This window comes from Paraburkholderia sp., from assembly GCF_036488795.1.
Lineage (GTDB): Bacteria > Pseudomonadota > Gammaproteobacteria > Burkholderiales > Burkholderiaceae > Paraburkholderia.
Map to the genome: position 1 here is coordinate 1 of NZ_DASXHA010000081.1, position 18404 is coordinate 18404.

At 62.8% G+C, this 18404-nt stretch carries 13 protein-coding genes; 6 read left to right on the forward strand and 7 right to left on the reverse strand.

Annotation, left to right across the window (positions count from 1 at the left end; all coding sequences use genetic code 11):
• Positions 1 to 27: 27 nt before the first annotated feature.
• On the reverse strand, positions 28 to 2178 hold the full coding sequence (locus VGH41_RS10655) for a hybrid sensor histidine kinase/response regulator (RefSeq protein WP_331597375.1): 2151 nt from the start codon (positions 2176 to 2178) through the stop codon (positions 28 to 30).
• A gap of 326 nt (positions 2179 to 2504) precedes the next feature.
• Between VGH41_RS10655 and VGH41_RS10660 the strand changes: the two genes are divergently transcribed.
• The 3 genes from VGH41_RS10660 to VGH41_RS10670 are packed head-to-tail and all read left to right on the forward strand — an operon-like array spanning position 2505 to position 6935.
• Complete coding sequence (locus tag VGH41_RS10660) at positions 2505 to 3680, forward strand: HlyD family secretion protein (protein WP_331597376.1); 1176 nt, start codon at positions 2505 to 2507, stop codon at positions 3678 to 3680.
• A complete protein-coding gene (locus VGH41_RS10665) occupies positions 3677 to 5287 on the forward strand; it encodes a DHA2 family efflux MFS transporter permease subunit (RefSeq protein WP_331597377.1) in 1611 nt (536 codons plus the stop codon). The genes VGH41_RS10660 and VGH41_RS10665 overlap by 4 nt, the downstream gene beginning before the upstream one ends.
• Before the next feature lie 28 nt (positions 5288 to 5315).
• Complete coding sequence (locus VGH41_RS10670) at positions 5316 to 6935, forward strand: efflux transporter outer membrane subunit (protein WP_414696637.1); 1620 nt, start codon at positions 5316 to 5318, stop codon at positions 6933 to 6935.
• 29 nt (positions 6936 to 6964) lie between these two features.
• On the opposite strand, the gene VGH41_RS10675 is transcribed toward VGH41_RS10670, so the two are convergent.
• The 3 genes from VGH41_RS10675 to glgX form a co-directional block, all read right to left on the reverse strand.
• On the reverse strand, positions 6965 to 9013 hold the full coding sequence (locus VGH41_RS10675) for an AI-2E family transporter (RefSeq protein ID WP_331597378.1): 2049 nt from the start codon (positions 9011 to 9013) through the stop codon (positions 6965 to 6967).
• Between the two features lie 96 nt (positions 9014 to 9109).
• Positions 9110 to 9310 (reverse strand): DUF2934 domain-containing protein, encoded by a 201-nt coding sequence (locus tag VGH41_RS10680; RefSeq protein WP_331597379.1) that lies wholly within the window; start codon positions 9308 to 9310, stop codon positions 9110 to 9112.
• Positions 9311 to 9428: 118 nt separating this feature from the next.
• On the reverse strand, positions 9429 to 11639 hold the full coding sequence (glgX, locus tag VGH41_RS10685) for a glycogen debranching protein GlgX (RefSeq protein WP_331597380.1): 2211 nt from the start codon (positions 11637 to 11639) through the stop codon (positions 9429 to 9431).
• A gap of 201 nt (positions 11640 to 11840) precedes the next feature.
• Between glgX and VGH41_RS10690 the strand changes: the two genes are divergently transcribed.
• A complete protein-coding gene (locus tag VGH41_RS10690; protein ID WP_331597381.1) occupies positions 11841 to 12236 on the forward strand; it encodes a PRC-barrel domain-containing protein in 396 nt (131 codons plus the stop codon).
• A 106-nt stretch (positions 12237 to 12342) separates the two neighbouring features.
• Here VGH41_RS10690 and VGH41_RS10695 read toward each other — a convergent pair whose 3' ends face one another.
• The 3 genes from VGH41_RS10695 to VGH41_RS10705 all read right to left on the reverse strand — a co-directional run bounded on the left by VGH41_RS10695 (position 12343) and on the right by VGH41_RS10705 (position 15839).
• Positions 12343 to 12801: a response regulator gene (locus VGH41_RS10695; protein WP_331597382.1), complete on the reverse strand. Its 459-nt coding sequence runs from the start codon at positions 12799 to 12801 to the stop codon at positions 12343 to 12345.
• Between the two features lie 219 nt (positions 12802 to 13020).
• A complete protein-coding gene (locus VGH41_RS10700) occupies positions 13021 to 14694 on the reverse strand; it encodes an ATP-dependent DNA ligase (RefSeq protein WP_331597383.1) in 1674 nt (557 codons plus the stop codon).
• Positions 14691 to 15839, reverse strand: coding sequence for a ligase-associated DNA damage response exonuclease (locus tag VGH41_RS10705; protein WP_331597384.1), 1149 nt, complete (start codon positions 15837 to 15839; stop codon positions 14691 to 14693). The genes VGH41_RS10700 and VGH41_RS10705 overlap by 4 nt, the downstream gene beginning before the upstream one ends.
• A gap of 217 nt (positions 15840 to 16056) precedes the next feature.
• Between VGH41_RS10705 and VGH41_RS10710 the strand changes: the two genes are divergently transcribed.
• Together VGH41_RS10710 and VGH41_RS10715 are read left to right on the forward strand one after the other, a co-directional pair.
• Positions 16057 to 16947, forward strand: a complete 891-nt coding sequence (locus tag VGH41_RS10710; RefSeq protein ID WP_331597385.1) for a YihY/virulence factor BrkB family protein — start codon at positions 16057 to 16059, stop codon at positions 16945 to 16947.
• Positions 16948 to 17251: 304 nt separating this feature from the next.
• Positions 17252 to 18334, forward strand: coding sequence for a hypothetical protein (locus VGH41_RS10715; protein WP_331597386.1), 1083 nt, complete (start codon positions 17252 to 17254; stop codon positions 18332 to 18334).
• Positions 18335 to 18404 lie beyond the last annotated feature (70 nt).

Consider the following 18404-nt stretch of genomic DNA (forward strand, 5'->3'; position numbering starts at 1 on the left):
CGTTCACGGCTACACGAGCAGACTACGTTACTCGCAGCTCACCAGCGCGTGCAGTTCCTCGATATTGAACGGCTTGGCCAGGATGGCGACGCCGATATGCTTGGCGCGCTCCAGTTCGTCCGCATAGCCGGTCATGAGCGCGATTTTTTGCGCCGGCCACGCCATGCGCACGTGTTCGGCCAGATCCACGCCGTTCAGCTTGCCCGGCATCTGGATATCGGAGAGCACCAGTTCGAAGGTCTGGCCGGCGCTCAGCACATCGAGCGCGCTGTCGGCCGTGGCTTCATGGCGGACTTCGCAGCCGAACGTCTCCAGCACCGCGGAAATGCCCGCCGCCACGTCCTCGTTGTCTTCCACCAGCAGCACCATGCCTTGCGGCGTTGCGCGCTGATCGATGGCCTCGCTTTCGACAGCCGCCGCGGCTCTCAACGGTTCGCGATAGTGCGGCAGATACAGCCGCACCGTCGTGCCGCTGCCAGGCACGCTGTCGATCTTCGCCGTGCCCCCCGACTGCTCGCACATCGCGAGCACCTGCGCCAGCCCCAGCCCGGCGCCCGAACCTTGCAGCTTGGTGGTGAACAGCGGTTCGAAGGCGCGCCGCGCGATGGTCTCGCTCATGCCTTCGCCGTCGTCGGAGCAGGAGATCATCACATACTCGCCATCGGGCAACAGCGTGTCGCTTGAAACGAGCCGCGTATTCTGGCCGCGAATCACGAAGCGGCCACCTTGCGGCATCGCGTCTCGCGCATTGACCGCGAGGTTCATCAAGGCGAATTCCAGTTCGGTCGGGTCAGCCAGCACGCGCCAGATATCTTCCACCATGCTGACCGTGACCTGCACCTTGTCGCCCGCTGCGGCATCGATCAGCATGCCGACCGCAGGCAACCATTTCGAAAGATTGATGGCCTCCTGCTTGAGCGGCTGCTTTCGCGCCACGCTCAGCAGGCGCCGCGTCAGTGCCTCGGCAGTAGACGTGGCGCGCTCCACGGCCATCACCTCGTTTGCCACGTTGTTGTAGCCCTTGCGGCGCGCGAGCTGCATGTTCGACGACACCACCATCAACAGATTGTTGAAATCGTGTGCCACGTTGGCGACCAGATTGCCGAGTGCGCCCATGCGTTGCAACTGCCGGCTCGACGCTTCGGCCGACAGACGCATCGCCACTTCGCCCTGCCAGCGCTCCCAGGCAAGCCGCTCGGCGGCAAGCTGGCGCAACGAAAAGAACACCAGCAGCCAGATCGCCACGCACGGCACGACGGTGATCGACGCAATCAGCAGAAAGTGACGCCACCACTGCGCGAAAATGGCCGAGGTCGCATAAGCGCTCATCACATACAGCGGATAATCGCCGACCCGGCGGAACGCCAGCAGCCGCTCGGTGCCATCCACGCTGGAGTTCAGGCGGACGTGGCCGAACAGTTGCTTGTCGCGCATCGCATCTGCGAACGGTGTATGCGGCGTGAGCCGCACGCCTTGCGGCCAGTCCGGATAGCGGGCCAGCAAATTGCCGTCCTGACGGTACAGACCCAGCGCAAGCGCGGGATCGCCGCCTGTCAGGTCGCTGTAAAAATTCAGGAAATACGCACTGCGTAGCGCAATGGAGACGACGCCGAGGAACCGGCCATCCGGGCTCGAGCGTGCCTGGGTGGTGTTGAGCACGTCAGTCTGCGTAACCGTGCCATGCATGGGTAGCGAGAAGTAAGGTACCGGTCTTTGGCCTCTGGCGGAAACGAAATCGTCGCGCGCAGCAATCGATAACGGCGGCGCCGGATAGACGCGGCTATTGACGAGCAGCGTACCATCCGGGCCGAACACACCAATCGCCGCAACCTGCGGAAAGTCGCCGCCTATCTCGAGCAGGCGTTGATGAAAATCGGCCTCGCGTGCGTGAATGGTTGCGTCGTCATCGGCATTGAGCATCTCGAGCACGCGCGCGGCAATCTGCTGATTCAGGTCCAGCACCTTGACGGCCTGCTCTTCGCTCACGCGCGCGAGGCGTTCGACCATGTTGTCCGCATCGGCGATCCGGCGCTGGTAATCGAAGTAGCCGTAACCCGCGAGGCAGGCGAGCGGAAACGCAATCGACACCGCGAGCACCACCAGCAGAATGCGCCGGGTCGCCGCGAAATTGCGCGACGGCAGCGGTAAATCGACGACGGCGCGCTCCGCATGTTGCACGTGACGAACTCCAATGAAGATTCGATGAATTCAGTGTAGGTCGAACTATCGCATGCGCGTAACCCGTATCCGCGGATTGAATGGCAGGCCGAACGAGCGCAAACATTGCAATTTCGCCTGACTTTACGACAGGCCGCGCCTGAACACAAACCGAGGGTGGCCTCTCGTATACGCTCACAGCGGGCCTTCGGCCTATCAGGCACACGGATTGCTCCAGCACGGCAATCTCATTCGCGCGACGCAACCCTGGCGCGAAACGTCGTTTCGCTATCACTGCAGCTGGATCTTCGCTTTCATTTCCGCCTTCATACACGGAACGAATCGTAATGTCTGACCTGACCGCTTCCTCTCACGGTGACCAGAATCAGAACCCTCCTTCCGACCAGCGCGACAATCCTCGCGACGACAACAGCAAGCATGACGGCAACGGCGACGACCAGCGCAACGACGCTGGTCAATCACACAAGGGCCCCGGCAAAAAGCCGCTGATCATCCTCGCCATCGTGGCTGTGGTGTTGCTCATCGTGGCGTTGATCTGGTGGTTCGCCACCCGCAATCAGGAGACCACCGACGACGCCTACACCGATGGCAACGCCATCACGATTGCGCCGCAGGTGTCCGGTTATGTCGTCGACCTGGCGATCAACGACAACGTGTACGTTCACAAAGGCGACCTGCTGGTCGTGATCGACAAGCGCACCTATCAGGCTCAGGTGGACGCGGCTCAGGCACAGCTGGGTCTCGCCCAGGCGCAGTTGAACGCGGCGCTGGTGCAGCTCGACATTGCCCGGGTGCAGTACCCGGCGCAATACCGCGAGGCGAAAGCGCAGAGCTCGTCGGCGCAAGCGAACTTCCGCCAGGCGCAGGCCGCCTGGGAGCGCCAGCATACGGTCGATCAGCGCGCCACCTCGCAGCAGAACATCGACACTGCCGACGCCCAGCAGCAGACCGCGCGCGCCAACGTGGAGCAGGCCCAGGCGCAATTGCAGACCGCGAGTCTCGTGCCCCAGCAGATCCGGCAAACCGTGGCGACCGTCGAAGAGCGCCGCCAGCAGGTGCAGCAGGCACAGGCACAGCTCGAACAGGCAAGACTCAACTTGTCGTACTGCGAAGTACGGGCGCCGTCGGATGGCTGGATCACGCGGCGCAACGTGCAGTACGGCAGTTTTTTGCAGGCAGGCGTGTCGCTCTTTTCCATCGTCACGCCGCAAGTGTGGGTGACGGCCAATTTCAAGGAGTCGCAACTCGACCGCATGCGTCCGGGCGACAAGGTGAAGATCGAAGTGGACGCGTATCCGAAGCTCGCCTTGCATGGTCACGTGGATAGCGTGCAACTCGGCAGCGGCTCGCGCTTCTCGGCATTTCCCGCGGAGAACGCCACCGGCAACTTCGTGAAGATCGTGCAACGGGTGCCCGTCAAGATCGTGATCGACGATGCCTTGCCGAAAGATACGCCGCTGGGGCTGGGCCTGTCCGTGTCGCCGAAGGTGTATCTGCAATGAATGCGTCCACAACGGATAACGGCAACGGGAAATCCGGCGAGGCGAACCATGCGAACTGGAAACCGGCGTCCAATCCGTGGCTGATCGCAATCGTGGTGACGCTCGCCGCATTCATGGAGGTTCTCGACACCACCATCGTCAATGTCGCGTTGCCGCACATTGCCGGCACCATGTCGGCCAGCTACGACGAAGCCACCTGGACCCTCACCTCTTACCTCGTGGCGAACGGCATCGTGCTGCCGATCTCCGGCTTTTTCGGCAGGCTGCTCGGACGCAAGCGCTATTTCCTCGTCTGCATCATCGCCTTCACGATCTGTTCGTTTCTATGCGGCGTGGCGACCAACCTGATGCAGCTGATCGTCTTCCGTATCCTGCAAGGCTTCTTTGGTGGTGGCCTGCAACCGAACCAGCAGTCGATCATTCTGGACACTTTTCCACCCGCACAGCGCGGCCGTGCGTTTTCTATTTCAGCGGTGGCGATCGTGGTCGCACCGGTGCTAGGACCGACGCTCGGCGGCTGGATCACGGACAATTTCTCGTGGCGCTGGGTGTTCCTGCTCAACGTGCCGGTCGGCATTCTGACCACGCTCGCGGTCATGCAACTGGTCGAAGATCCGCCGTGGCGCAATACCCATGGCGGCAAGGTGTCGGTCGACTATATCGGCATTGCGCTGATCGCAATCGGTCTTGGCTGCCTGCAAGTGATGCTCGATCGCGGTGAAGACGACGACTGGTTCGCGTCGCCCTTCATCCGCATCTTCGCGGCCCTGGCGGTGGCCGGCATGGTCGGCGCGGTGGTCTGGCTGCTGTATGCGAAGAAACCGGTGGTGGATCTGCGCTGCCTCAAGGACCGCAATTTTGCGCTGGGCTGCGCATCGATCGCGGCGTTTGCCACCATCCTCTATGGCAGCGCGGTGCTCGTGCCGCAACTCGCGCAGCAGCAACTCGGCTACACGGCAATGCTCGCGGGCCTCGTGCTGTCGCCAGGCGCGGTGCTGATCGTGCTCGAGATACCGCTGATCAGCCGCGTGATGCCGTACGTCCAGACGCGCTTTCTGGTGGCGACGGGTTTTCTGCTGCTAGCTTGTGCGCTCGCGTATTCGCACACGCTCGTGCCAGACATCGACTACGCGACGCTCGTGAAGATGCGCAGCGCGCAATCGCTGGCAATCGGCTTTCTGTTCGTGCCGATCACGACGCTCGCATACCTCACCGTGCCGCGCGAGCTCAATGACGATGCATCCGCGCTGTTTACGATGTTTCGCAACGTGGCGGGGTCGATCGGCATTTCACTTTCCACTGCATTGATCCGCGAACGCACTCAGGCACGCATGGCTCACCTCTCCGGTCACATGTCGACGCTTTCGCAAAACTACAACGACACGCTGCAACGCACCGCGCAGACTATTGCCGAGATGACCGGCCAGCCCTTCGCCCAGGCCATGCAGACTGCCTCCGGACGGCTCTATGAAACCTTCGTCTCGCAAGCCACCATCCTCGCGTACATCGACGTGTTCGCGATTCTCGGCGTGTTCTGCTTCATCTTCATTCCGGTGACGTTCTTCTTTTCACCGACCAAAGCGGCCGGCGGCGCGGGAGGACACTGACATGACGCACCGCATGATTTGCCCGTGTATTGCGCGAGTCGCTTCGATGGCTTCAGCGGTGCTGGGCGCAGGCGCCGTGGCGACATTGCTCGGCGCGTGCTCGGTCGGGCCGGACTTTCATGCACCGCAGGCACAGACGCCGCCGCAATGGCACGATCCGCAACAGGCCGCCAGTGCGCCGCAGACTGCCTCTGCTGTGCAAAACGCTTCGGTGCCGACCGTCGACTCCGATCCCGATCCGCGCTGGTGGCGCAGTTTTGCAGACCCGACGCTCGACGGTCTGATCGAACGCGCGGCGCGCGGCAATCTCGATCTGCAGGAAGCGGTGCTGCGCATCGTCGAAGCGCGTACCCAGGAACAGAGCGCGGCGGCGCAAGGCTTGCCGAATGTGCGTGCCACGGGCAGCTATATGCGCGAACAGTTCGGCGCCAAGGGCTTTCTCGAATCGGCCGGCGTGTACAACAAGGTCGATCAACTGGGCGCGCCGAACTCGCCCGTCAATGCCATTGCGCCGGGCGCAGGCGCCGCGTTGCAAAAGGGCGCCAACAGCGTGCTCGATCAGATCACCTCGCCGATCAACCTCTGGCAGGCCGGTTTTGATGCATCGTGGGAACTCGATCTGTTTGGCCGCGTGCGCCGTTCGGTCGAAGCGGCCCATGCGCAAACGCAGCAAGCGGTAGAGAGCCGCAACGACGCACTGGTCTCGCTCGAAGCCGAGGTCGCGCAGACCTATATGCAATTGCGCGGCGCGCAGGCGTTGCGCGACATCACTCAAAGCCTCGTCGATCAGCAGCGCGACATTCTCGCCTTGACGCAGAGTCAGTCTAAGGTCGGGCTTGCCAGCGAAGTGGATGTGAAGAGCGCGACCGCTCAGCTCGCGCAGACCGAGGCGCAGTTGCCGCAATACGATCAGCAGATTGCTCAGGCGCTAAACGGCCTTGCGTATCTGCTCGGCGAGCCGCCGGGTTCGCTCGCCGCCGAGCTGTCCGCGCCCGCTGCCGTGCCACCGGTGCCGCCCGCGGTGCCGATCGGCGTGCCGTCGACGCTGGCGCGCCGCCGCCCCGATATTCGCCGTGCCGAGGCCAGTCTGCATGCGGCTACCGCGAATGTCGGCGTGGCGGTCGCGCAGTTCTATCCGGACATCTCCTTGACCGGACAGGTCGGTACGCGTGCCACCAGCGCGAGCGGCCTGACGCACTGGTCGAGTCTGTTCTATTCGTTCGGACCGAGCATTTCGCTACCGGTTTTCCAGGGTGGGGCACTGGTGTCGAACCTGCATCTGAGCCAGGCGCAGCAGGAGGAAGCCGCCCTCGACTACCGCAAAACCGTCTTGCTGGCCCTGCGCGATGTGGATAACGCGCTCGCCGTGTATCGCACGGATCAGGCGCGGCGTGCGTCGCTGGGAGACAGCGTCAGCGCGCAGCAAACGTCGTTTGAACTGGCGCGCGACAGTTATCGCAAGGGACTGGTTTCGTTTATCAATGTGCTCGATGCCGAACGTCAGTTGAGCGATGCACGTCAGCAATATGCACAAGGCACCACTCAGGTCAGCACGGATCTGGTGGCGCTCTACAAGGCCTTGGGTGGAGGATGGGAAGCCGCTGCGCCCGTGACGGGCAATGCCGGTGTCGCGCCGGCGCAGCCTTAGAGCGCGAAGATGGGAACCTGGCGCCCGGATCAGGCGGCAATATCGTCGACGGGCTGCTCACGCGTCTCGTTCGGCGTGGCGGGTATGGTCGCCGCCATCCTGCAGCACGCGCCGAGCATGTCGCGCATCGAAGTCGCGTAGTAGTCCGCGCCGAGAGCACTCTGCAGATCGTCGCTCCACTTCTCCGTCTCGCTGCCTTCCCACAGGCCGACCACGATCGCGGCATGCGGCAAGCGCTGGCGCACGCGTTTCACGAGGTAGCGCAGATGCGAAGGAATACCGTCGATGCGCAAATAGAACAGGCAAACGATCGTGACACCGGTCGTGTCGAGGCTCTCGATGCCCGCACGCGAGGCCGCTTCATTCGGCACCGCGCGGCAATCGAGCCCGCGTTTGCCGAGCACCTGGAGAAACAGACTGGTAGCGAGCGCATCGAGCGGGCCACGACCGGCGATGCTCAGTACGCGATGCGCCGCACGATGACGAGCGCCCGGTTGCGCGTCTTCGCGAACGGCGGCGCGCGTCTTCTCATCGGCCTGAGCATCGCGAGCGCTCTTGCCGGGCTGGGTGCCCTCTTCTTCACTCGCCGGCGTGCTCGGCGCGAGGCTCGTCCAGGGATCGTCCTGCTGCGCCGGCATGGGGTCGTCGTCCGGATAACTGTCGAGACCTTCGACCAGATCGTTGGTCGTCGCTTCAATGCGCGCCAGTTGCGCGGCTGTGACGCTGCCGCGCTGCACATCGTTAGCGGCCAGTTGCAGTCCTTTCAGCGCGACCTCGTCGTAATACGCGGAGAGCGAGCGTTCGCGCAACAGCACTTCGGCCTGCGCAAGGGCTTCATCCGGGTCGCCCGCTAGCGCACGCTGATAAAAGTTTTCGATGGGCGTGAGCGCGGGTTGATCGCCCAGCAACACGTCGAGAAACTCGAGGCGCCGCACATGACGGCCCAGCACCAGCAGGCATAACGTCAAAGGCGTCGACAGGATCAGGCCGATCGGCCCCCAGATCCAGCTCCAGAAGATCGCCGCGACCACCACTGAAAACGGCGACAGCCCCGTGCTACGTCCATACAGCAGCGGCTCGACGATCTGCCCCACGATCAGCTCGACGCTCACGAACAGCGCAATGCACCAGATCGCCATCGACCATCCGGGGCTCACCGCCGCGGCCAGCGCAGTGGCGAGAGCCGCGGAAATCCAGATGCCGACATACGGCACGAGCCGCAGCAGCGCGGCCAGAATGCCCCATAAGATCGGACTCGGTACGCCGATAAAATAAAGCCCCGCGCCGATCACGAGGCCCACCCCGGCATTGAGTCCCAGTTGCGACACAAAATAGCGGCTCAACCGCCGTGCGGCTTCGTCCATCACGGTCGTGGTGCGATGCAGATCGCGCGAACCGAACAGCCGGATGGCGCGATCGCGCAGGTCGTCGCGCTGCAGCAGAATCACAATGGTTACGACGAAGACGATAAAGGCCGTCTCGAGCGGACTGATGGCCGGCGTCAAGAAACGCCGCGCGAGTTCGAACGGCGTGGGCACCGGTTCGCGCACCTCGACCGGCATGGCTGCGGGCACATGCGCTTCGGACGAGGGCGGCACGACCGCGCTGCGCGACGAGGCCGGCGCGGGCGCTTGCGGCGGCTCCGTGTTGACGCGCTGCAGCGCCTGGCCGGCCAGGCCCGCAAGCCGCTGTAGCTTGTCGACGGTGAGGTTGTGCGCCGCATCGACCTTGCGTTCGATGGTCGCCTCATAACGCGGCGCGTTGGTGACGAGTTCGGTGAGCTGCGCGCCGATTGCACTGCCTAACAGCACGATCACCGAGACCGACAGCAAAACCGCCGCGAACACCGACGCCACGTGCCCGATGCGCAAGCGCAACAGAAATTCCGCGAGCGGCGCGACCAGAAAACTCAGCAGGATCGCGAGTGTGATCGGAATCAGCACGTCGCGCGCAAAGTACAGCCCGGCCACCAGCGTCACGCCTACGGCGAGCGTGATCAAGCTCTCGATGCCTAGCGCGGTGGAAGGCGAAATGCGCGTCGCCGGTCGCGCAAGGCGCGGATCGTGAAAGTCTTTCATGCTGGAATGTGTCCGCTTGCGTGAGCTTCAGGAACGTCGGCGGCCATCTGATACATGGCAGACGCGCTGTGGTGCGCAACAGAAAATGGAAGCGGCCTATACCTTCGTGGACGGGACAGTGCCAGCAGCCGTCGCGGCAGCGATTTCAGCAACAGGGGTTTCTCTTTCGATCTCCGCGCGCGCCTGCTCCCAGTATTCCTCCGGGTCGCCCTTCGGATCGGTGGCCTGTTCCCACAAGTAGTACGCGCGGGTGCGGATCTGCTCTTCCCTGCTTGCCTGATCGAGTTCGTGTTCCATCTTGCTCTCCGGTTGGTCTGGCAGGACCGGTATCGCATCTGCGGTGTTGCATGATGCGCTGTATCGGTCCACCCTCACCCAAGGCGAGCAAGCGCTGTACCCGACACGCAGACGGCTTTCAGGCGCTACGTTCCGGGTCTTCGGTCGTCAACTGCTGTTCGAGATGGTCGAGCACCCGCTGCGTGGCACGACTCGACGCGTCGAGCGCGAACAGCAGCAGCGACCTGCCGGTGACCTGATAGGAATTGCCGGCGCGAAACGCCGGTAACTCTTCACGCACCGGCATATTGGTGTCGATCAGGCAGGTCCATTGATCACCCTCGGCAATCTCCGGCAGCGTGAAATTCACCACGTCGTGATGCGCGTTGAGCACCAGCAACAGCGTGGCGTCGGACGCCGGGCGGCGGATGCCGCTCTCTTGCGCACGGCCGTCGATCACGAGGCCGAAGCAGCGCATCTGCGCGTCGTCCCACTGCTCCTGCGTGAGGTCCGTGCCGTCGGGCGACAGCCAGCGTGTGTCCGTCACGTCCAGCTCAGGGTTGTATTCACCGGTCAGATAACGGCCGCGCCGCAACACCGGCAAACGGGTGCGCAGCGTGGTCAGGTTCTTGACGAACTCGGTCAGCGCGCGCCCTTCATCGTCGATGCCTTCCCAGTCGAGCCAGCTGATGTCGTTGTCCTGGCAATACGCATTGTTGTTGCCCTGCTGCGTGCGGCCGAATTCGTCGCCTGCGAGAATCATCGGCGTGCCTTGCGACAGCAGCAACGTCGCCAGCAAGTTGCGCTTTTGACGCTCGCGCTGATGACGGATATCGGGGTCGTCGCTCGGCCCTTCGACGCCGAAATTCCACGACTTGTTGTCCGAGTGCCCGTCGTTGTTGTCCTCGCCATTAGCCTCGTTGTGCTTGTCGTTGTAGGACACGAGATCGTTGGTGGTAAAGCCGTCGTGCGCCGCGATGAAATTCACGCTCGCCCACGGCCGCCGTCCGCGCCGGTTGAATTTGTCGCCCGAGCCCGTGAGCCGCTTCGCCAGATCCGGCACGGTGCCTTCGTCGCCCTTCCAGTAGCCGCGTACCGTGTCGCGAAAGCGATCGTTCCATTCTGCCCAGCCTGGCGGAAAGCCGCCCACCTGGTAACCGCCGGGACCGCAATCCCACGGCTCGGCCACGAGCCGCACACTCGAGAGCACCGGGTCCTGGCGGCAACTATCCAGAAAGCCGCCGCCTTCGTCGAAGCCGTGCTCCTCGCGGCCCAGAATGGTCGCGAGATCGAAACGAAAGCCATCGACTTTCATTTCACTGACCCAGTAACGCAGGCTGTCGGTCACCATTTGCAGTACGCGCGGATGCGACAGGTTCAGCGTATTGCCGGTACCGGTGTCGTTGATGTAATAGCGCTTTTCTTCGGGCATCAGGCGGTAGTACGACGCGTTGTCGATTCCCTTGAACGACAGCGTCGGTCCGCGCTCGTTGCCTTCGGCCGTGTGGTTGTAGACCACATCGAGAATCACTTCGAGGTTGGCCGCGTGAAAGCGGTCGACCATGCCCTTGAATTCGCCCACCGGTTCGCCGTCGCCGGCAAAAAAGCGCGGATCGGCGGCAAAAAAGCCAATCGTGTTGTAGCCCCAGTAGTTCGTCAGACCTTTATCCAGCAGGTAGCTGTCATTGACGAACATGTGGATCGGCAACAGCTCCACCGTCGTCACGCCGAGGCTTTTGATGTAGTCGATCACCGGCGCCTGGCCGAGTCCGGCAAATGTGCCGCGCAGATTTTCCGGCACCAGCGGATGGCGTTTCGTGAAGCCGCGCACGTGGGTCTCGTAAAAAATCACCCGTTCCCACGGCAGCGCGTTGCGCTCGGGGTGGGTCCACGAGAACGTGGTGTCGACCACCTTGCACCTGGGCACGAAGGGCGCGCTATCGCGTTCGTCGAACGACAGGTCGCCGTCCTCATGATCCAGCGTGTAGCCGAAAATCTCCGGCGCCCATTTCAGTTCGCCGATATGCGCCTTCGCATAAGGGTCGAGCAACAGCTTGTTCGGGTTGAAACGATGCCCCTCCTCCGGCGCATACGGTCCATGCACGCGATAGCCGTAGATGGCGCCCGGTTTGAGGTCGGGGACGAATACATGCCAGACTTCGTCGGTGTATTCGGGCAACTCGATGCGCTCGATCTCCTCGGTGCCGGTTTCGTCGAACAGACATAGTTCGACCTTGCTTGCATGCGCGGAAAAAAGCGCGAAGTTCACGCCGACGCCATTCCACGTTGCACCCAGCGGAAAAGGAACGCCTTCTGAAATACGTGCTGCGTAACGGGCCTCGCGAGACATGGAGTTTTCCTTTGACTTGGGATGACGGCGCACTGCAGCCGGTGCAAACATTGAATGCAAGCAAGTTGCAGACCTGAGCACTCCCACCCGCGGCACGCACGACGGGCGGCACGAGTATTGCCCTCTCGATGAGGAACAAACCCGCGCCACAGGCTCTGTCCTCGCGGGCGCCCATCAAGACGACGACATACAGGTGAAGAGATGACCCAACGAATCACGATACACCTTGCCGCGGGCTGGCTCGCGGCCATGCTGGCTTGCAGCGCCTTCGCGCAGGGCGCGCCGCAAGCGGTGACAGAAAAGCGGACCGACGTCGTGCAACTGGCGGCGGGATACCGCGCGTCGAAGCTTGCCGGCGCCTCGGTGTATAACCGCAACAAGGATGAGATCGGCACCTTCGACGATCTGATCGTCTCACCCGGCGGTGACCGTAGTGCGTACGCGGTCCTCTCGGTTGGCGGCTTTCTCGGCATGGGCAAACATCTCGTTGCCGTGCCGTTCGCCGATCTGCAGATCGACAATCGCAAGGTGATTCTGCCGGACGCGAGCAAGAAGTCTCTCGAAGCGCTGCCTGAGTTCAAATATGCGCCGGACTAGCGCGTCACAGGCATGAAGGCGACGTAATCTGCACGACAGGTCAGAAATCGGGCGGCAAGAACTGCACCGCAATGCGCATCTCTTTCAAAGCGCGCGATGCCTGCTGCTACGAAAGGGTATCGGGCCGGCTGCTGGTCGCGGCTTCGAGCACGCGCAGCAGCCGTTGCGGTGTCAACGGTTTCGCGCAATGAGCGTCGAAGCCCACTTTGCGGGCATGCGCGCGATCACCCGCTGATGAAAACGCCGTACACGCGACCAGCAGCATGTGCCGGGTAGCCGGGTCGGCGCGCAACCGCCTCGCCAGTTCGAAGCCGTCCAGTCCCGGCATCTTGATGTCGAGCACGACCGCAAACGGCTGCCACTCGCAGGCGAGTTCGCAGACTTCGTGCGGATCTTCGAGCGCGCGGCACTCGAAGCCGTCCGCGTTGAGCAGCAATTGCAATGCGTCGGCAGCTTCGCGGTAGTCGTCCACCACCAGCACGCGGCGATGTGCCGCGATGCCCGGCTCAATCGGCCGCCATACGACGACATCGTCGTTATCGTCCATCCCGTAGTCCGACGTCATTGTTTTCTCCCTTGCGCCACGAGCGGCACGGTGGACCCCGTTTGCAAGATTTGCACCCGGACGCTGCCTTGTTACGAATGCGTGCCCAGGGATTTCCCTCGCTGCGCGTCACGGTGGGCGTTAGAGCCGCTCTCGATGCGCGTGGCCCAAGCTAACAAACCTGAGCCGAAAGAAGAAGTTCGGGAAAAGCCCGAGGTCCATGCCGTGGCACGGCGTGCTTCAGGTCTCGCGGTTGTCGATGAAGCCTTTGAGCATCGCGAGCGTATCCGCATCGTCGGTATGTTTGTCGGCGCGCCAGCGCAGCATGCGCGGAAACCGCACCGCCACGCCTGATTTGTGACGCGGACTCGCCTGAATGCCTTCGAAGCCGATCTCGAACACGAGCGTCGGCGTGACGCTGCGTACCGGTCCGAATTTTTCGACCGTCGTCTTGCGCACGACGGCATCGACCTGACGCATCTCTTCATCCGTCAGGCCAGAATAAGCTTTGGCAAACGGCACCAGCGTGCGTACGCCATTGGCCTCGTCCCATACCGCGAAGGTGAAATCGGTGTAGAGGCTCGCGCGCCGTCCGTGGCCGCGTTGCGCGTAGACCAGCACGGCATCCACTGCATAGGGATCGATTTTCCATTTCCACCATGTGCCCGAGGCTTTGGTGCGGCCCACACCGTACATCGACTGACGTTCTTTCAGCATCAAGCCTTCGACGCCGCGGCTGCGGCTTTCTTCGCGTATTGCCGCAAGCGCATCCCAGTCCTGTGCTTCGACGAGCGGCGAGACACGCAACAGGTCACGCGCAAGCGTGCCATCGAGCGAGAGTGCCAGCGCTTCGAGTTGCGTACGACGGGCCGCTAGCGGCGTCATGCGCAAATCATTGCCATGCGCTTCGAGCAGATCGTATGCAAGAAAGGTAGCGGGAGAATCAGCGAGAATCTTTTTAGTCAATGTTTTGCGGGCGATGCGCGGTTGCAGACGCGCAAACGGCAGCGGTGCGGGCGCCTGCGGTTCCCACGCCAGAATTTCTCCGTCGAGCACGCAGCCGTCGGGCAACCCAACACCTAACGCGGACACTTCGGGAAAGCGGCCGGTAATCAGATCCTCGCCGCGCGACCATAGCCACACGCGGCCCGCTCGTTTGACGAGTTGTGCGCGGATGCCGTCCCATTTCCATTCGATCTGCCAGTGGCTGGGCTCGCCCAGCGTCGCCGGCCCGGCCTGTAGCGGATGGGCGAGAAAGAACGGATACGGCAGGCCCAGATCGTCGTCATGGGTTTCGGCGGCAACCTCGCCCGCGCCGTCGGCCTCCGGCGCAATCAGCCGCAGATAGCGTGCGGCGTCGGGTTGTTGCTGCGAGTCGGTCCATCCCACCATGCGTTGCGCAATGCGTTTGTGATCGACGCCCGCGACTTCAGCCAGCGCGCGCACCACCAGTTGCCGCGCTACGCCCACCCGAAAGCCGCCGCCAATCAGTTTCGTCAGCAGAAATCGGCCACCCCAGTCGAGTTCGTCCCAGTACGACACCAGACGCATGCGCAATTCGTCTGGCGATACGCCACGCAGCGTCAACACGCGTTGCTCGATCCATTGTGTGAGGCCGAGCCCGGAGGTGCGTTGCGCGGGCGGCAGAATATGCGCGATGGTTTCAGCGAGGTCGCCCACTGCCTGATACGACTCTTCGAAGAGCCACGCAGGCAAGCCAGCGTGCTCGTAGGCGATTTCGGTGAGCAGCCGTGTGGGTACCGACTGGCGCGGTTTGCCTCCCGCGAGAAAATACGAGGCCCATGCGGCGTCTTCGGGCGCGGCTGCGGCGAAATAGGTCGTCAGCGCTTCGAGCTTGTCGTGGGTCGACGTGGTGGCGTCGAGGGCGGTGTAGAGCGCGGCGAATCGCTTCATGTTGCGCTCGCTGGATCTGATGGGTCCGATGGGTCTGAGATGTTTGCCGCGTCCGACGGAATGACGCGTTCGATGACGGCTTCCGCCGCACCGGCGGCGTCCGCTTCCACCGCATCGTCGCCGTACTGTGTGCTGAAGGCGCCGGCTTGCAGGCCCTGTTCGCGCAACCAGCGCACCATCGGCTCGACCTGGCCGTGCGTAACGATGACGCGCGCGGCACCGGTTGCACCAATGGCGCTTTGCAGCCCCGGCCAGTCCGCATGATCCGACAACACGAAGCCACGATCGACACCGCGTCGGCGCCGTGTGCCGCGCAGGCGCATCCATCCCGATGCAAATGCGTCGCTATAGTCGCCAAAGCGCCGCAGCCACGCGCTGCCCTGCGCAGAGGGCGGCGCAACGATCAGCGCCTGCCGGAACACGGCCTTGTCCTTTGCGGCGACCTCGCTGACCACGCGTACCGGTGGCAACGCAACGCCGGCTTCGCGATATGCGCGGTTAAGCGGCTCCACGGCGCCGTGGCAGAAGATCGGCCCGATCGCGGCATCCACGCCCGCGAGAATGTGCTGCGCCTTGCCGAAGGAATAGCAGAACAGCACCGACGCGCGCCCTTCGGCCGCGTTATGGCGCCACCACGAATCAATACCGTCAAACACCGTTTGCGGCGGCTCCCAGCGGTAGATGGGCAGGCCAAAGGTCGACTCGGTGATGAAGGTGTCGCAACGCACCGGCTCGAACGCGTCGCAGGTCGGATCGGCATCGAGCTTGTAGTCGCCGGAGGCCACCCAGACGCGCCCCGCATGCTCGACGCGCACCTGCGCGGAACCCAGCACATGTCCCGCTGGATGCAAGGACACCTTCACGCCATGCATGTCGATCTGCTCACCGTAGGCTGCCGTTTGTAGCGCAATGCCCGGCAAACGCGAGAGCAGCACGCCGGCGCCGGGCCGCGCAGCCAGATAGTGCGTGTGCCCCGCGCGCGCGTGATCAGAATGCGCATGCGTGATGACGGCGCGCTCGACCGGTTGCCACGGGTCGATATAAAAATCGCCTGGCGGACAATACAGGCCTTCCGGACGGGCGATGATCAGATCCGCGGCATCGAGCGACGGCATGGACGAGTGAGACGATTCCGATGGGGACATCGAGAAACCAGACGGATGAGTGAATGGCACGCTAATTGTGACAGCTGCCTGAAACGCGTGCCGGAACGCGGTTCAAGCGCTCACGCAAGGTATGTTCCCGGCTCAATATAGACCGTGTGGCTGGTTTCTTGCTGGCCATTCATAGGTGACCAATACGGTTGAGTACGCGCTGGACCAACATGCGTGCACATCGTGCAAATCTCGCTCTGGAGGCACCATGCAGTTGCTCTTCGACCAGCATGCCCGAGATGTCGCTGCTCACCCCGGCGCCTTCTTCGTGCAGACGCTGAAGGCCTTTCGCGCCAACCAGGGCATGTTGCTGGCCGGCGCGGTGGCGTACTACGCGTTGCTGTCGATCGTGCCGCTTTTGATCCTGATCGTCATCGCGCTGTCTCATGTCGTCGAGCAGCGCACGCTGCTCGATGCGCTAGGGCATCTGCTGCAATGGCTGGTGCCGGGCCAGGCGAGTACCGTCGTCAAGGAACTGGCGAACTTCCTCGCGCACCGCACCGTAATAGGCTGGGTGCTGCTGGTCACGATGATTTTCTTCAGCTCGCTTGCGTTTACCGTGCTGGAAAACGCGATGTCGGTGATCTTCGTGCACCGGGTCGCGGTACGGCGACGCCATTTCCTCTGGTCCGCGTTGCTGCCGTACTGCTACATCCTTTGCCTCGGTGTGGGCCTGCTGATCGTGACCCTGGTGTCGACCGGCTTGCAGGCTATCGGCGCGTCCGGTGTGATGATTCTTGGCGCGCACATTTCGTTGCAGGGCTTGTCCCGCGTGCTGCTGTACCTGCTTGGCCTCGCGGGCGAAATTTTCGTGTTGACGTCCATCTATCTCGTGATGCCGGTCGGGCGCCCCTCGCTGCGGCACGCATTGCTTGGTGGCGTCACGGCGGCGCTCTTGTGGGAAATCACGCGCCACGTGCTGGTGTGGTATTTCGCTACGTTATCGCAAGTCAGCGTGGTTTATGGGTCGCTGACCACGGCCATCGTGATTCTGTTCAGCCTCGAATGGCTTGCGACGCTGCTGTTATTCGGCGCACAGGTAATCTCGCAGTATGAACACGGTATCGACGCGCCGGTGAAAGAGCTTCACACCGCCTAAGGCGCGATCGCGCGCTAACCCGGCCCGTGCATCATGGGTACCACGCTTCTTTTCCGGTAAGCCAGGTCACGTTCCCCTTCACCCGCTTTGTGGTGTCAGGCCATTGCAAGCTATCGACACGCCCGGCAAATGTTGCATTTGTCTGTATAAAGCGCGCGGTGCAGCGCAATCCCGGTGCAACAACAGCCGCGCGTTTATCTGCTACAGCCCCTCTGCATAAGGGCGCAGTTCGCAGCAAGGGCCGCGGGCACATCCCCTGCTAGAGCGCCTGCGACCTCACTTTCAGCTTCGTCTGCGCGCCTCCATGATGAAAACAGCTTCGGTTCTCGCGGCGCTTTGCGCGGCATGCCTGACCACTGCATGCGTACACATTGGCCCGAGCCGTTTGAGAGCCGACCAGGTGGATTACGCGAGAGCGCTCGGTGATGCGAAAAAACGGGCGATTCTTGCGGCGATTGTCGGCCTGCGCTATGGCGACGCGCCCGCGTTTCTCACCGTCAGCTCGATCATCGCCGCCTATTCGTTCGATGCCACCGCAGGCGCCACCGCTAACGTGGGTTCGGGCAGCGAGCCGAACTATGCGCTGGCGAACGGCAGCGTGTCCTATTCGAATCACCCCACCTTCACCTTCACACCGACCACGGGCGAAGCGTTCGCTTCTGCCTACATTCGCCCGCTCGCGCCGGAACTCGTGCTGCCTCTCGCGGAAGGCGGCGTGCCGATCGACCTGTTGTTGCGCATCACCGCGCAATCGATCGGCGGCTTGCAGAACGGCAATGCGCTGGGTGGTGACAATAGTGCGGGCGCGCCGGGCTTTTTCGAACTTTTGCAAGCGTTGCGACGCCTGCAGCTGGCTGGCGAACTGAATGTGGAATCGCGTCAGGAAGATGCCAAAAGCGGGACGAAGAACAGCGTCTATCTGGCGATGGGTGCGACCACCAGCGGCGACTCGCCGCAAATCGCCGTCGATCTGACGCGCGTACGTCAACTGCTGCACCTCGCACCGAACACGCGTACCTATCAGATCGTCTATGGCCCATCGTCGCAACACGGCGACCGCATTCCGATGGTCACCCGCTCGGTACTCGGCATCCTCACCGATCTGGGCGCGCAGGTTCAGGTGCCGACCGAGCAGATCAGCAACGGTTCGACCAAGCCGACGGTGGGCCTGATCGGCGGTGAAACGCGTCCGACCATCATCGTGCATTCAGGCCCCAAGCCGTCGCCCAATGCCTACGTGCTGGTCCAGTACGGCGCGTACACGTATTGGGTGGAGCGCAACGATTTCGATTCCAAATATGCCTTCACGGTCGTACAGAATCTGATGGCGCTGGCCGAAGCGGATACGACGAGCAAGGCGCCGGTGGTCACGATTCCTGCTAACTAGCCGCGTCATGTGCACCTCGCGCGCGCACGCACACAAAAACAAAAGGCATTCAGGCCGCTCACCATCGAGC

Bases quoted from the DNA above. Each gene is read 5' to 3' on its own strand.
- VGH41_RS10680 (WP_331597379.1), bottom strand. From the start codon at position 9,310: ATGGAACACGAACTCGATCAGGCAAGCAGGGAAGAGCAGATCCGCACC.
- VGH41_RS10710 (WP_331597385.1), top strand. From the start codon at position 16,057: ATGCAGTTGCTCTTCGACCAGCATGCCCGAGATGTCGCTGCTCACCCC.
- VGH41_RS10695 (WP_331597382.1), bottom strand. From the start codon at position 12,801: ATGACGTCGGACTACGGGATGGACGATAACGACGATGTCGTCGTATGG.
- glgX (WP_331597380.1), bottom strand. From the start codon at position 11,639: ATGTCTCGCGAGGCCCGTTACGCAGCACGTATTTCAGAAGGCGTTCCT.
- VGH41_RS10700 (WP_331597383.1), bottom strand. From the start codon at position 14,694: ATGAAGCGATTCGCCGCGCTCTACACCGCCCTCGACGCCACCACGTCG.
- VGH41_RS10690 (WP_331597381.1), top strand. From the start codon at position 11,841: ATGACCCAACGAATCACGATACACCTTGCCGCGGGCTGGCTCGCGGCC.
- VGH41_RS10675 (WP_331597378.1), bottom strand. From the start codon at position 9,013: ATGAAAGACTTTCACGATCCGCGCCTTGCGCGACCGGCGACGCGCATT.
- VGH41_RS10715 (WP_331597386.1), top strand. From the start codon at position 17,252: ATGATGAAAACAGCTTCGGTTCTCGCGGCGCTTTGCGCGGCATGCCTG.
- VGH41_RS10660 (WP_331597376.1), top strand. From the start codon at position 2,505: ATGTCTGACCTGACCGCTTCCTCTCACGGTGACCAGAATCAGAACCCT.
- VGH41_RS10705 (WP_331597384.1), bottom strand. From the start codon at position 15,839: ATGTCCCCATCGGAATCGTCTCACTCGTCCATGCCGTCGCTCGATGCC.
- VGH41_RS10665 (WP_331597377.1), top strand. From the start codon at position 3,677: ATGAATGCGTCCACAACGGATAACGGCAACGGGAAATCCGGCGAGGCG.